The 14,015-nt window shown below is 64.8% G+C and carries 12 protein-coding genes; 11 read left to right on the forward strand and 1 reads right to left on the reverse strand.

Annotated features, from left to right (window positions below; translation table 11 throughout):
* Positions 1 to 38 precede the first annotated feature (38 nt).
* On the reverse strand, positions 39 to 1,049 hold the full coding sequence (locus WM2015_RS04065) for a DUF2333 family protein (RefSeq protein WP_049724845.1): 1,011 nt from the start codon (positions 1,047 to 1,049) through the stop codon (positions 39 to 41).
* Between the two features lie 305 nt (positions 1,050 to 1,354).
* On the opposite strand from WM2015_RS04065, the gene WM2015_RS04070 reads away from it, so the two are divergent.
* From WM2015_RS04070 to WM2015_RS04120, 11 genes are all read left to right on the forward strand, one after another.
* Entirely contained in the window at positions 1,355 to 3,172 is a 1,818-nt protein-coding gene (locus WM2015_RS04070) for a hypothetical protein (RefSeq protein ID WP_049724846.1), read from the forward strand.
* Between the two features lie 35 nt (positions 3,173 to 3,207).
* Positions 3,208 to 4,686 (forward strand): serine hydrolase, encoded by a 1,479-nt coding sequence (locus WM2015_RS04075; RefSeq protein ID WP_049724847.1) that lies wholly within the window; start codon positions 3,208 to 3,210, stop codon positions 4,684 to 4,686.
* Between the two features lie 98 nt (positions 4,687 to 4,784).
* Positions 4,785 to 6,806: an amidohydrolase family protein gene (locus WM2015_RS04080; protein WP_049724848.1), complete on the forward strand. Its 2,022-nt coding sequence runs from the start codon at positions 4,785 to 4,787 to the stop codon at positions 6,804 to 6,806.
* Positions 6,806 to 7,585: a hypothetical protein gene (locus WM2015_RS04085; RefSeq protein WP_049724849.1), complete on the forward strand. Its 780-nt coding sequence runs from the start codon at positions 6,806 to 6,808 to the stop codon at positions 7,583 to 7,585. The genes WM2015_RS04080 and WM2015_RS04085 overlap by 1 nt, the downstream gene beginning before the upstream one ends.
* Positions 7,582 to 7,821 carry a hypothetical protein gene (locus WM2015_RS04090; protein ID WP_049724850.1) on the forward strand — a complete coding sequence of 80 codons (240 nt, stop codon included), beginning with the start codon at positions 7,582 to 7,584 and terminating at the stop codon, positions 7,819 to 7,821. The genes WM2015_RS04085 and WM2015_RS04090 overlap by 4 nt, the downstream gene beginning before the upstream one ends.
* Before the next feature lie 41 nt (positions 7,822 to 7,862).
* The gene (locus WM2015_RS04095; RefSeq protein WP_156200838.1) at positions 7,863 to 9,899 is read left to right on the forward strand and encodes a hypothetical protein; all 2,037 of its coding nucleotides are present in this window, start codon (positions 7,863 to 7,865) and stop codon (positions 9,897 to 9,899) included.
* Positions 9,900 to 10,067: 168 nt separating this feature from the next.
* The gene (locus tag WM2015_RS04100) at positions 10,068 to 10,460 is read left to right on the forward strand and encodes a SnoaL-like domain-containing protein (protein WP_082169420.1); all 393 of its coding nucleotides are present in this window, start codon (positions 10,068 to 10,070) and stop codon (positions 10,458 to 10,460) included.
* Positions 10,453 to 11,064: a VOC family protein gene (locus tag WM2015_RS04105; protein ID WP_049724853.1), complete on the forward strand. Its 612-nt coding sequence runs from the start codon at positions 10,453 to 10,455 to the stop codon at positions 11,062 to 11,064. Before WM2015_RS04100 ends, WM2015_RS04105 begins: the two co-directional genes overlap by 8 nt.
* Before the next feature lie 49 nt (positions 11,065 to 11,113).
* Entirely contained in the window at positions 11,114 to 12,370 is a 1,257-nt protein-coding gene (locus WM2015_RS04110) for a DUF418 domain-containing protein (protein ID WP_049724854.1), read from the forward strand.
* Positions 12,298 to 13,593, forward strand: a complete 1,296-nt coding sequence (locus WM2015_RS04115; protein ID WP_156200840.1) for a DUF418 domain-containing protein — start codon at positions 12,298 to 12,300, stop codon at positions 13,591 to 13,593. Before WM2015_RS04110 ends, WM2015_RS04115 begins: the two co-directional genes overlap by 73 nt.
* 30 nt (positions 13,594 to 13,623) lie before the next feature.
* The gene (locus WM2015_RS04120) at positions 13,624 to 13,998 is read left to right on the forward strand and encodes a nuclear transport factor 2 family protein (RefSeq protein ID WP_049724856.1); all 375 of its coding nucleotides are present in this window, start codon (positions 13,624 to 13,626) and stop codon (positions 13,996 to 13,998) included.
* Positions 13,999 to 14,015: the final 17 nt, after the last annotated feature.

Below are 14,015 nucleotides of genomic sequence, written 5' to 3' on the forward strand. Positions count from 1 at the left end.
GGTCCCGGGGCGTGTACCGGGACGTGCCTGGGACGGGATCAGCCCTGCTCCAGCAGTCGCCGCAGATCGATCACGGCCGCGTTCGCCCGGGCGATGTAGTTCGCCATCACCAGTGAATGGTTGGCAGTGAAGCCGAAACCGCCGCCGTTCAGGATCATCGGGCTCCAGATCGGCCGCTGGCTGGCTTCCAGTTCACGGATGATCTGCGCCAGGCTGGGGCTGGCGTTCTTGTTTTCCAGCACGGCGGCGAAATCGTGCTCGATGGCACGCAGGAAGTGAATCAGGGCCCAGGTCGTGCCGCGGGCCTGGTAGAACACGTCGTCGATTTCCAGCCAGGGCGTCTTGACGCGTACTTCCGGGCCGAGGTTGCCGCTGGGATGGGCGATGGGGTCGCCGGCCAGGTCCGTGTTCAGGCGGCGCTCGCCGACGCTGGCCGAGAGCTGCTGGCCGATGTCACCGAGGCGCTTCTCGACCAGGGCCAGGTATTCGCGCAGATTGTCGGCGCGGTCGAAGAAGCGGGCGTCGGTCGGGTCCTCGTTGCCGAGGCGCTCGAGGTAGCGTTCCAGCGCGTCGATGCCTTCCTGATACTCGCCCTCGGTGCTCGGCAGCAGCCAGGAGCCGTAGTCGAAGCTGAACTGCGGGTCGGCGAGGGCCAGGTCGGCATCCTCGGCCGACTGGGTCTGGGAACGGCTGAAGTCGTTGCGCAGGGAGCGGGCCAGATCGCGGGCCTGGAAGACCACACCGATCTCCCAGCTCGGGATGTTGTCGAGCAGCACCCAGGGCGGCATGACGTCGTTCTGCAGGTAGCCGCCGCGTTTGTCGAGCAGGATGTCCATCACCTCGATCAGGGTGGCGGTGGTGACGTAGCCGGTGCGCAGCTCGTGGCCGTGGGCATCGGCGCGGGCCTGGGCGGCCGCGACCACGTCGAAGCGTTCGGGCTCGTGGTCCACGTAGAACATGACGACCGCGCTGGCAATGATCAGGGCCAGCACGCTCAGGGTGATGATCCGGCGCCAGCCGGTGCCGATCAGTCGATGGATCCAGGCCATGGGACAACGCTCCGCAAACGGATTCAGGGTCGATCATCGAAGATGGGGGCGATGTCCGCCAGTGTCAAAGGTTGGGTTCGGTCCGATCAACTTGTGTTCAGCCCGTGCCGCGGCCTAGACTCGGACGCGGGACTGTCACATTTTTGCGCTCGGCAACGCTGTATTCACAGAGGGTCGGGGGATGCTGAACGAGGAACACCCAGGATGAAGAGGGGAGAGCGCCCGATGGGGCAGGTCGACGCGTTCGGCGCGGGTGGATCGGTCGACAAACCCGCCAGGGGGACCTCGAGCAAGGGGGTGGCCTCGTGAGCTTCATTCAAGAGCTCAAGCGCCGCAACGTCTTCCGCGTGGGTCTGTTCTATCTGGTGGCGTCCTGGTTGATCATCCAGGTAGCGGAGACCCTGCTGCCCGTCTTCGATGTGCCGGATGCGGTGATCCGGGGCATCGTGCTGATTCTGGCGCTGGGCTTCGTTCCGGCTCTGGTCTTTGCCTGGGCCTTCGAGCTGACGCCCGAGGGCCTCAAGCTCGATCGCAACGCCCCGAGTGATCCCGATGCCAAGCGCCAGACGGCCAACAAGCTGAACCTGGCAACCCTGATTGCTGCGGTTCTGGCCATCGGGCTACTGGCGGTGGATCGCCTGGTTCCCGAAAGCCCGACGCCCGCACCGCTGGCCGACCAGCAGATCGACACGTCCGGGCCCGATCCGGCCTCGATCGCCGTGCTGGCCTTCGAAGACCTGTCGCAGGCGGGCAACCAGGCCTATTTTTCCGACGGCATCGCCGAGGAGATCCTGAACGTGCTGGTAAGCGTCGACGGTCTCGCCGTGGCCTCCCGGACCTCCGCCTTCCAGTTCAAGGGCCAGCGCGCGATCGGCATTCCCGAGATCGCCAGGCTGCTGGGCGTGCGCCACGTGCTCGAAGGCAGCGTGCGCACGGCCGGCGAGCAGATTCGCGTCACCGCGCAGCTGATCGATGGCGAGAGCGATCAGCACCTCTGGTCCGAGACCTTCGACCGGGCGCTCTCGACGGCCAATCTCTTCGCCATCCAGGACGAGATCGCGCGTTCCATCGTCGACGCTATCCGTCAGGAGCTGGGCATCGAACTGGAAGTGCCGGAAGCCGTGTCGGCCATCACCGGCAACGTCGATGCCTATGGCCTGTTCCTGCGGGCACGCTCCCTGTTCCGCGCGCGTTCGGATTTTCGCGAGATCGATTTACTCCTTGCCCGGGCCGTTGAACTGGACCCGAGTTTCGACGACGCCCTGGCGATGCGAGCGGCCGTGCTGGCGATCTCGCCGGAGTATGGCGTCTTTCTCTACGAGGACTGGGAACAGAGCAGCCGGATGAGCCTGGACCTGGCGCAGCAGGCGCTGGCCATCGACCCCGAGAATGCCCTGGCCGTCGGTGTGCTGGGTCTGCGCGATGACTTCATGATCTATCGCGAGATGGGCTCCATGAGCTGGGACGAGATGATGGGCCGCTACAACGACGCCCTGGCCATCGATCCCGATGGGCTGAACCTGTTGAACTGGCGCGGGCACACCTATCTCCGGATGGGGTATTTCGATCTGGCCGAGCAGGACTTCACGCGCTGCCTGGAGATCGAGCCGGCGATGGTGCCCTGTCGCAACAACCGGGTCGCTGCCATCCTGCTGTCCGGTCGCGAGGCCGAGGCGGATGCGGCCTTTTCCGAGGCCCTTCGATTCGGCACCATCGGCGCTGACATGTCCACCTTGATGATGGTTCATCATCTGGGGCGCGAAGACGCTTTCTACATGCAGGCCCTGCGCCAGCCGCCGCTGCGGGGGTGGCTGGACATGGGAGAGCTGCACCGCGCCCTGGCCGAGCCCTACGTGGATCATGCCGTGCTTCGCCAGCGCTTGCAGGCGCACGCGGAAGCGCTGGGCACCGAGTACGCTCTGTCCGACATCCTGCTGGCCCTCGGCGACTACGAGCAGACGACCGTGACCTATGCCTACTGGTTCGCTCCGTACTCGGGCTATCGCGACTCCCCGCAATTCAAGCGCTATGTCCGCGAGCTCGGCCTGCTCGATCACTGGCAGACGCACGGCTTTCCGGCTCGCTGCCGCGCCGTGGGCCAGGACGATTTCGAATGCGACTGAGGATCCATCGGTCCAGTCACAAGGGAGAAGGAAGAATGAAGCATCGCAACGCATCACTCCGCAAACGCTGCCTGTTGGCACTGTCGGTCGCCTTGCTGGCGGTGTCGGCCGTGCAGGCGGATGATCCCCGAGCCCTGGCCGATGACCCGAGGGTGGCCGATGCCATTTCACTCTGGTCGGAATGGGTGGCCTATCAGGCGGGCCGAGATCGCGTGCCCGCCGTGAGCTGGGGCATCGTCCACGATCAGGACCTCATCGCCAGCGGTGCCTTCGGCCTGGCCAATCCGGCCGAGGGCATCGAGGCCACGCCGGACACGCTCTACAGCATCTGTTCCATCTCCAAACTGTTCACCAGTGTGGGCCTGATGCAGCGCTACGATGCGGGCGAGCTGCGCCTCGATGATCATGTCAGCGAACACCTGGACTGGTTCGATATCCAGGATGCCCACCCTGACGACGAGCCGATCACCATCCGGCGCCTGCTGACCCACTCTTCGGGCCTGCCGCGGGAATCCGATTTTCCCTACTGGACGGACGCCGACTATCCCTTCCCGACCTCCGAGGAGATTCGCGAGCGTCTGAGCTCTCAGCAGACCCTGTATCCGAGCTCGCGCTATTTCCAGTATTCGAACCTGGGCCTGACCCTTGTCGGCGAGATCGTGGCCGCCGTCTCTGGGCAGAGCTACGACGCCTACATGCGCGAGCACCTGCTCGATCCACTGGGCATGGACTCGACGACGACGGACATTCCCGTCGAGCTGCGCGGTACGCGCCTGGCCATCGGTCATACGGCGCGTGATCATCACGGGAATCGCGAGGTGGTCGGGCCGTTCCAGACGCGGGGTATCGCGCCGGCGGCCGGCTACGCGTCCAATTTGACCGATCTGGCGAAGTTCGCTGCCTGGCAGTTCCGCGCCCTCGAAGGGCAGGGCGATGGTCTGCTGCGCGCATCGACCCTGCGCGAAATGCAGCGCGTACAGTGGCTGGACCCGGACTTCGGCACGACCTGGGGTCTGGGTTTCAGCGTGGTGCAGGAAGGCGATCGCGTCTACGCGCGCCATGGCGGCGGCTGTCCCGGCTACTACACGGAGTTCCGCCTGGAGCCGGCGAGCAAGATCGGGGTCATCGTCCTGACCAATACGATCGGCTCCACACCGGGCGCCTACGCCGGCGCTGCCTTTCCGCTGATCGGCCCGGCCATCGCCAGCGCCCTGGCCTCACCCGAGGAGGCGCCCGAGCGTGATGGTGATCTCGCGCGCTATGCCGGCCTCTACGGGACCATCTGGGGACGGGACGCGGTCGTGCCCTGGGAAGACGGTCTGGCGATTCTCGATCTGGCCTCCTCGGCACCCGCCCAGGGCATGGAGCGACTCAAACACATCGAGGGCCATGTGTTCCGCCGCATCCGCAGCGACGACTCCCTCGGTGAAGAGATTCGGTTCGAGCTGGGGGCGGATGGCCGAGCGACCCGCTACATGCGTCATAGCATCTGGGCGGAGCGCGTCGAGCGCTGAGCGCTTTCAGTCCTCCTGGCCTCGCTTTCGATCGTGTGTGGCTTTTTCATGCCATGCTGTTCGGCCCGCGCCTAAAACCAACCGGAGCAACACTCATAATGCGCCTGACCCCGATCCTTGCATTCGCTTTCGCCCTGGCCTCGACGGCGACCCTGGCCGACACGACCGTTCACTACGACTGGCTGACCCAGGGCGAGGTGTCCGGTGAGTTGGTCCTGACCCGCCATGACGACGGCGCGCGCAGCGTGCATTTCGAGTTCAATGATCGTGGCCGTGGACCGTTCCTGGACACGCGCTTCGAGGTCGATGGCTCCGGGCGCGTGCGGCATTTCGAAAGCCGTGGCAAGGCCTACATGGGCGCTCCCGTCGAAGAAGTCTTCACCTACGAGGACGGCGTGGCCGAATGGCGGAGCACGCTGGAATCCGGCGAGGCCCGATCCGTCTCGCTCGACGCCTTCTACCTGGCCAACGACTCCAGCCCGGAGTACCTGGCGGCCATGGCGCGCGCCCTGCTGGCCGCGCCGGGGCAGTCGCTTCCGATCTGGCCGGTCGGTACGGCCAGCATCGAGAAGCTGGCCGAAGAAACCGTGGCGCACAATGGCGAGTCGAAACTCGCGTCCCTGTATGCCATCAACGGCCTGGGCTTCGATCCCCAGTACCTCTGGCTGGACGAGGAGCAGGAACTCTTCGCCCTGGCGATGGGCTGGATGGGGCTGGTGCCGCAGGGCTGGGCCGAGGTGCTGCCCGCCCTGGATGCGCGACAGCAATCCGCCGAGCGTGCCCAGCTGGCCGATCGTGCTGCCGCGCTGACTCACGAATTGCCCGATGCCTACTGCCTGCGCGACTTTCGAGTGCTGGATGTGGATGCAGGACGCCTGCGCGATGCGAGCACGGTTCGGGTCGAGGATGGACTGATCAAGGCGGTCGGAGCCAACGACTCCATCGACTGCTCCGGCCTGTCCGTGCTGGAGGGGCAGGGACGCAGCCTGATCCCGGGGCTCTGGGACATGCACGTGCACGTCGGGGCCACGGACGGGGCCCTGCATGTGGCCGCCGGCGTGACTTCGGTGCGGGATCTGGCCAATACGCACGAGCGCCTGATGGAAACGATCGGCCAGTTCCAGGACGGCACGGCGATCGGACCGGACGTCTATCGCGCCGGTTTCATCGATGCGGCCGGGCCCTTCGCCGCACCGACCGGCAATCTGGCCGAATCACTGGATGAGGCGCTCGGCTACATCGAGCAGATCCATGAGCAGGGCTATCGGCACATCAAGATCTACTCCTCGATCCATCCCGAGTGGGTCGCGCCCATGGCAGCGGCCATTCATGAGCGGGGCATGCGCATTTCCGGACATGTCCCGTCCGGCATGAGCGCCGAGGCGGCCATCCGCGACGGCTTCGATGAGATCCAGCACATCAATATGGTGTTCCTGAACTTCCTGGCCGGGCCCGACGACGACACGCGCACGCCCGTGCGCTTCGTGCTGGTCGCCGAGGAGGGCGGTGATCTGGATCTGGACTCCGAGGAAGTGCAGGCCTTCATCGACCTGCTAGTGCGCGAAGACGTCGTGGTCGATCCGACCGTGGCCATCTTCGACGACATGTTTCGCCATCGCTCGGGCGAAGTCAGCCCGAGCTACGCGATGATCGCCGACCATTTGCCGCCGAACGTCCGTCGCTCGATGCTGGGCGGCCGCATGGACATCAACGAGGAGAACGCCGAGCGCTATGCCGCTTCGGCCCAGGCCCTGCTGGACATGATCCGCCGCCTGCACGAGGCCGGCGTGCCCCTGGTGGCTGGCACGGATGCGCTGCCGGGCTTCACCCTGCACCGCGAGCTCGAACTCTACGTCCAGGCCGGGATTCCGAACGCGGAGGTGCTGCGCCTGGCCACGATCGGCTCGGCCGAGCTGCTGGGTGAGGGCGACGCGGTCGGTCGCATCGCGCCCGGTTATCGCGCCGACCTGGTGGCTCTGGACGGCGATCCGCTCGACGACATTCGCGCGATCCGTCGCGCGGCGATGACCTTGCAGGGACAGCGACTGTACCGGCCCGCCGACATCCACCGTGCCCTGGGCATCAAGCCCTTCGCCGAGCCCTTCGAGCTGGACGACTGATGATCCTGCGCTCCGTCATGCGCCATGTCCGTGATCAGAACTGGGTCGCGGTCGGCCTCGATTTCCTGATCGTGGTGGTCGGGGTGTTCATCGGTATCCAGGTGGCGAACTGGAACGATTGGCGCCTGGAACGTATCGAGGAACAGACCATCCTCGAGCGATTGCAGGTGGAGGTCGAGGAGTTGATCGACGCCCAGCGCGACGAGCTCGATGGGTACGGCCTCATCGCGGCCAATTGGCTGTCCGCCCAGCCCGTACTGTTCGGCCAGGCTCAGCCGCGAACGCTGTCGGTGGAAGAATGCATGAGCATCGTGAGCTCTCATATCTTCCGCCGGCCGAGCGATGAACTGCCGGTGCTCGACGAGGTTCGGGATTCGGGCCGATTCGATCTGCTGCGCGATCCGAACATCAAGTCGGAGCTTCGCAACTACATTCTCCTGCGAGAACGCCAGAGGAATCGCTTCGATGAACTCAGCAACGAACCGTTCCGACTCCACAGCCGGCACCCGGAGGTGATCGGGATCCAGCGGGCTCCGATCCGTGCCGGCGAGGAGTCCGGCTGGAGCAACTTCAGCGGCGCGGGCTTCCAGTGGAACCCGGAGTGCGACGTGCTCGGAATGCGAGAGTCGCCGGGGTTCCTGAACGAGTATGTCGACAACATGTCGCGCAATGGTTCCATGGTCGAGATGTACGAGGAACGGATCCGGACCTTGCTCTCACTTCAGCAAGCGCTTGCCGACGGCGCCATGACATCCTCGAAGGGAGAGCCACCGGAATGATCCTCCGCAGTATCACGGAACACGTCCGTGATCAGAACTGGTTCGCGGTGTTTCTTGATTTTCCGGTCGGCGTCATCGATCTCGAGGGCTCGGTCATCGTGCTGGCCGCCGAGCGAAGAGTTTGTCGAATGATACTGCCGGGCCATCGGGAGAGCGTTCGGAACGGTAGCGATGAAAGCAGGGCGTATTCGCCTGACCTGCCGGCATGGCACATTCAACGCCCACACAAGCGATGACGGACGGAGCCGAGCAAGGTTCCTGTCCGCTAAGGGTCACCGTGTTCGGTCCCTTTCAGCTGAGGGCTGCTGGCGGCGAGCAGATCGTCATCAACGGCAAGCGGGCCCAGGCGGTGCTGGCGATTCTGTGTCTTGCGCCGGGGCAGACCTTCGAGCGCGAGCAGCTCAGTCAATTGCTGTGGCGCGGCAAGTTCCGGGCCCAGGCTCGGGCCAGCCTGCGCCAGACCCTGCTCGATCTCAAGAAACAGTTGGCGCATCTCTGCCCGGACCTGTTCGAGAGCACGCGCGAAGGCATCGCCATTCGGGCCGAAGCGGTGGCATCGGACCTGAGCGAGCTGGAAGCCGCACTGGCCTCGGGCGCCTACGATCGCGTCTGCGAGCTGCTGCTGGCGATCGGTTCGCAGGCGCTTCTCGATGGCCTGGACTTCGGACCGGTCTTTGCCGACTGGCGCAGCGCCCGGTGTCAGCAGGTCGAGCAGCGGTTGAGCCAACAGATCGAACGGGCGCTCAGCCAGGACGGCATGCGCGGGCTGGATCACGCCCGCAGCCGGCTTCGCGACGCCTGGAGCCAGCGTGATCGAGAGCCCGCTGCACATGGCCACGAGATCCGGGTCGCGGTGCTGCCCTTCGCGACCCCGCCGGGTGATCAGTCCCTGCAGCTTTTTTCCCATGGATTGTTCGATGAATTGATCACCACGCTCGGTCAGGTGCCCCAGCTGCGCGTGGCGGGGCGCGGTTCGTCGCGCCAGCTCGATTCGGCTGCAGGCAGCGCGACCGATGCGGCCAGGACTTTGAACGTGACCCATCTGGTCGAGGGATCGATCCGCCGCCAGGGCCGCACCGTGAGGGTCCATGCGGGCCTGGTCGAGGGACGCGACGGGTGCCGGAGCTGGTCGGGCAGTTTCGACGGACAGAACGATGATCTGTTTGCGCTGCAGCAGAGCATCGCCGAGGCGGTCACGCAGGAACTGGGCGAGGTGCTCGAGCGCCAGATCAGCCCGCCGGCGTATCGACGTAGCACGGCCAACAAGGATGCCTACAGCCTGTATCTGCAGGGGCGGGCGCTGACCGCACGAGCAATCGGGGATGGCGTGTTGGCCAAGGCCATCGAACTGCTGGAATCTGCCCTGAGGATCGACCCCGATTTTGCCGCCTGCTGGACCGCGCTGGCCGAGGCGCAGGTCTACACGGCGGTCTACACGCCCTGCCTCGACCGGCTTGGACAGTCCGCGAGGATGGCCGAATGCGCGATGAAGGCCATCGAGCTCGATCCCGGCCAGGGCCATGCCCGCGCCATGCTCGGCATTCATCGCTGGACCGAGAACGATCCGGTCGGTGCGCTCGATCTGGCGCATGAAGCCTACCGGCTCGAGCCTCATAATCCCGAAGTCGTGCTCCGTCTCGGTTCGTTTCTGCTCTATATCGGTCGCACGCGCGAAGCGCTGCCCTACATCGAGGCCGCGGTCGATCAGGATCCGGCAAACGGCCGCAACCACGCGATGCTCTCGGTGGCCCAGCTGAATCTCGGCAATCTCGATGCCGCCATCCGGGCCGGTGAGCGCATGGTCGATCTGGGGCTGCCTTCCATGTGGCTGGCGGTGGCCACGGCCGCCTCCGGGGACCGCCGGCTCGCCGTGCAGCAGTACCGGCAGACCATGAAACTGATGAACAAGACGATGTTCCCGCCGGCCGGTTCACGGCCGCTGAAGGGACCGTCCCTGTATGCGTTCTGGCAGATCGCCGCCCGTGGGGTGTGCAGCGGGCGGGCAGTCGATCGCCGGGTGTACCGGGCCATGCTCGACCACCTCCACGCCAGCCTGCACGATCCCTGCGACACCAGCATCGTCCAGCCGGCGATCTGGATGGGGCAGGCCGATCTGGTCTTCCGGACTTTGGGTGCACAGATCAGCCCCGCCAACATGTTCTGTCTGATGTCGCTCTGGGCCGATCTGGAGCCGATTCGGCAGATCCGCCTCGATCCGGGCTTCCTGCCCTTTGCCGAGCGCATCGGTCTGGTCGCGGCCTGGGAGAAGTACGGTTGGCCCGATCTGATGTCGACCTGTGGAGTTGGCGACTGAAACGCGCTCCGAGCGTGGTTATTCAGGGGGTCCTTGATTCGAGTTCTGCCGCAGAAATGACGCAAGTTTGACGCTTGCGCGATTGATCGGGGCAGCACTGCAGCGCACGATGACTTCTGATCATCGTCTCGCCGCGCTGGTGAGTCGAACCCCCGTCAGGACGCGAGCATGAAACCGACAGCGCCACTGAATTCACCCCCGCCGTCGACGGCCGAAGTGGCGTCTGGCTTCATCGCCCTCTGGCGCGCTGGCGAGTTTCGTGCCGCCGGCGAGAAGTACTGGGCGGAAGAGGTCGTCAGCATCGAGCCACATGATCTGTCCGACGGCACCGCAGCGGTGTGTTGCGGGATCGAGGCCGTGCGCGCCAAGACCCGTCGCTGGTTGGCCACGCACGGGATCGAGGATCTGAGCCTGGACGGCCCCTTCATCACCGGTGATCGCTTTGCCATCTTTGCCGACCTGATCATCGCCCACGCCGGCAGGCGAATCCCCCACAGCCAGATTGCGATATTTACCGTGCGCGACGGCCGCATCATCGAGGAGCGACATTTCTATGACTGAGACATCACGGATCGATTCGGGTCCCAGCGCCACCCCACGAGCACTCGCGCACGTGGTCTACCGGACCCGCCGCTTCGAACAGCAGCTGGACTGGTACGGCGAGGTCTTCGGTGCACGGGTGCAGCATCGCAATCCGGCGATGGCCTTTCTGACCTTCGACGACGAGCATCACCGATTTGCTTTTCTGGATCTGTCCGTGGTCGACCCCGACGGCGAAGAACCATCGACCAGGTCATGGGTCGGCATCGACCACCTGGCCTGGACCTTCGCCTCGCTGGACGATCTGTTCGAGAACTACCGTCGCTGCAGGGCTGCGGGCATCGAACCCTATTGGTGCGTGCATCACGGCCTGACCATCTCGATGTACTACGCCGACCCCGACGGCAACCAGATGGAGTTCCAGGTCAACGCCTTCGACACCGACGAAGCGTGCAACCGCTACATCTGCGGGCCAGCCTTCGAGCTCAACCCGGTGGGCGTGGAGTTCGATCCCGAGGCGTGGTTGGCGGCGGTGGCGCAGGGCGCTTCGCTGGACGATTTCCGGGAGCGCAAGCAACACGAGCCAGTGTCTCCGATTCGCGGTGCGGTCAGCGCGCTGCTTTGAATCGGATTGAATTTCCGTCCATCGCTGATCTCTCGATAGGGTTTCAACCATGTCCCTGACGCTCGACACCCCGGTCAACGCGCCCACCCGATCCGCCGATCGCTACGTCGTGATGGATGCTCTGCGCGGCTTCGCGCTGCTGGGCGTCATGATGATCAATCTCTACGAGTTCGGTGGCATCGATGTGCTGATCACCGCCGAGCAACTGGCCGCCCTGCCGTCGGCAGCGCTCGACCAGCGGGTCGAGTTCTGGCTGCGACTGCTGGTCGTCGACAAGGCCAATACCCTGTTCGCCTTCCTGTTCGGACTCGGCTTCTGGATCCAGATGGAGCGGCTCGAAGCGCGCGGCGCGCCGTTCCGCTCGATCTACCTGCGACGGGCCGGCATCCTTCTGATTCTCGGCTGGATTCACCTGCTGGGCCTGTTCAGCTGGGACATCCTGCATGTCTACGGCATCACGGCCTTCCTGCTTTTCGCCTGCCGCAAGCTGCCTGACCGGACCTTGCTGTGGATAGGGATCATCCTGCTGATGTTCGCCAGGCCCCTGGTGACCTGGCTGTTCGAACTGGGCGGGCTTGCCTACGGGTCGGAAGATCCCGCGGTGACCAACGCCGGAGTGCTGTCACGCCAGGCCGCGGCCCAGTCGGGCGACTTCGTCCACTTCATGGGCCTGATGAACCGCGACTACCTCGCCTGGTTCCTGGCCGGTGGTCTGCTGGGCTGGATCTTCTACGCCCTCGGGCGCTTCTTCATGGGGGCCTGGGTCGGCCGTCGCGGCTGGATCCAGAACGCATCGGACCACCTGTCGCTTTTTCGTCGCGGCCTCTGGCCGCTGCTGCTCACCGGCCTGCTCCTGGAGCTTGTTCACCTGTGGACGGCCGATCTGCCCGAAGGGGCATGGTTCGGACAACTGGAGTTGCTGCGCACCGTATTGCACGTCGTGGCCACACCCTTGCTCGCCGCCGGATACATCTGCGCGATCGTGCTTCTGTTCCACAGTCCCAGGCTCCGCTGGCTGGTCAAGCCCTTCGCGCCGGTCGGCCAGATGGCGCTGAGCAACTACCTGAGCCAGAGCGTCGCGATCATCCTGATCCTGACCGCGGTGGGCCCGGGCCTCGGGCTGGCAGGGAAGGCGGCCGCCTCGACCTTCGTCCCCCTGGTGCTGGCCTTCTTCTTGCTCCAGATCGTCGTCAGCTACTTCTGGATGAAGGTCTTTGCCTTCGGCCCGGCCGAGTGGCTCTGGCGGACCTTGACCTACGGGAGTCGCCCGCGCTTCCTGCGCCGCGCACCCAGGAGTTCGGCATGACAGCATCTCCCGCCACCGCACCCACCTCATGCGGCGATCGTCTCGACGTCCTTGACGCGCTGCGCGGCTTCGCCTTGTTTGGCATCTTTCTCGCCAATATCCGTTTTTTCAGTGGCTGGGAATTCCTCGGCGAAGAACAGAGGGCCGAGCTGTCTCCGACGCTGCATGCCTGGGCCGACTTCCTGAACCTCGCGGTGATCGACGGCAAGTTCTACACGCTGTTTTCGTTCCTGTTCGGCCTGGGCTTCGCGCTGCAGCTGCAGCGGCTGACGGAACGAGGCGCGGCCGCGACCCGCATCTACCTGCGCCGGACCACCATCCTGTTGGTGATCGGCTTCATCCACATGTTCCTGATCTGGCTGGGCGACATCCTGCTGCCGTACGCGCTGCTCGGCTTCGTGCTGCTGGCCATTCGCAACTGGACCGATCGAAGCCTGCTGATCGCCGCCGGCATCGCATTCCTGGTGCCGATCGTCGGCTATGCGATGTTCTGGTGTCTTGGCGTCGACCAGAGTCTCGGCCTGTACAGCGTCGCCTATTCGATCATGACGCCGGGTGCGCAGAATCCGATCGTCGATCTTCAGCTCACCCACTGGGGCGATCGCTTGCAAACCTCCGTTGGCGGCGGAGTGCTCCGCATCGGCTACCTGTTCGATACCTGGCGCTGGCCGAAGCTGTTCGCGATCATGGTGCTGGGCCTGTGGGCCGGTCGGCGACTGATGCGTGGTCAACTGCTGGACGACACGCGCCTGCTGGTCGCCGTGCTGGTGGTGGGCGGAGTGTGCGGCATCGTGGCCGGTCCGATTCTCGCCGGGCTCGGCGGCATCGGCTTTCAGCGGCCGTATTCCATCGACGGCTTCTACGCGGTCATTGCCTATACCTTTGCCGTGATTCCGCTCGGGCTGGCCTACGCGGCCGGCTTCCTGCTGCTCTGGCGAGTCGCGTCGAGCGTGCTCGAGGTCTTCGCCGCTCCGGGGCGCATGGCGTTGAGCAACTATCTCGCGCAGACCCTGATTGCGCTGACCGTGTTCTACGGCATCGGATTCGGTCAGGCCGGACAATGGCCGATCGAACGGCTGCTGCTGTTCGTGGTGGGTGTCTATGCGGTTCAGGTCGTGGTTTCGCACTTCTGGCTCAAGGTGTTTCGCTATGGCCCGATGGAATGGTTGTGGCGTGCTCTGACCTACGGAAGCATTCCGCCACTGCGCCGAATGAAACAATGATCCGAGCCTTTCTTCACGGAGTTCCAGAGAATGAACGACACTATGCAGAATGACGATCAAAAGGCCATCGAGGCCTTGATGGCCACCTATGTCGAAGGAGGCCGCACAGGCCGCAGTGATCTGCTCCGTCCCGTGTTCCACGACCTGGCCACGATCTGCGGCTACGTCGGGCCTGACCTGTTCGCCGGTCCGATCGAGATGTTCTACGACTGGCATGCCGACAACGGCCCGGCCGCCGAGCTTGTGGTCGGAGATCTACGGATCGATGTCGAAGGCAGTGCGGCATCGGTCCGCTTCGAGCTCGACAACTGGACCGGCCATCGATTCACCGACTTCTTTACCCTGGTCAGGATCGATGGGCGGTGGCAGATCATGAGCAAGGTCTTCTTCCTTCATCCGGAGTAGCTGGATGAGTTCACCAT

The organism is Wenzhouxiangella marina, from assembly GCF_001187785.1.
GTDB lineage: Bacteria > Pseudomonadota > Gammaproteobacteria > Xanthomonadales > Wenzhouxiangellaceae > Wenzhouxiangella > Wenzhouxiangella marina.

Excerpts from the sequence above, each read along its gene's own strand:
- WM2015_RS04065 (WP_049724845.1), bottom strand. The coding sequence starts at position 1,049 with ATGGCCTGGATCCATCGACTGATCGGCACCGGCTGGCGCCGGATCATC.
- WM2015_RS04075 (WP_049724847.1), top strand. The coding sequence starts at position 3,208 with ATGAAGCATCGCAACGCATCACTCCGCAAACGCTGCCTGTTGGCACTG.
- WM2015_RS04080 (WP_049724848.1), top strand. The coding sequence starts at position 4,785 with ATGCGCCTGACCCCGATCCTTGCATTCGCTTTCGCCCTGGCCTCGACG.
- WM2015_RS04085 (WP_049724849.1), top strand. The coding sequence starts at position 6,806 with ATGATCCTGCGCTCCGTCATGCGCCATGTCCGTGATCAGAACTGGGTC.
- WM2015_RS04090 (WP_049724850.1), top strand. The coding sequence starts at position 7,582 with ATGATCCTCCGCAGTATCACGGAACACGTCCGTGATCAGAACTGGTTC.
- WM2015_RS04100 (WP_082169420.1), top strand. The coding sequence starts at position 10,068 with ATGAAACCGACAGCGCCACTGAATTCACCCCCGCCGTCGACGGCCGAA.
- WM2015_RS04105 (WP_049724853.1), top strand. The coding sequence starts at position 10,453 with ATGACTGAGACATCACGGATCGATTCGGGTCCCAGCGCCACCCCACGA.
- WM2015_RS04110 (WP_049724854.1), top strand. The coding sequence starts at position 11,114 with ATGTCCCTGACGCTCGACACCCCGGTCAACGCGCCCACCCGATCCGCC.
- WM2015_RS04120 (WP_049724856.1), top strand. The coding sequence starts at position 13,624 with ATGAACGACACTATGCAGAATGACGATCAAAAGGCCATCGAGGCCTTG.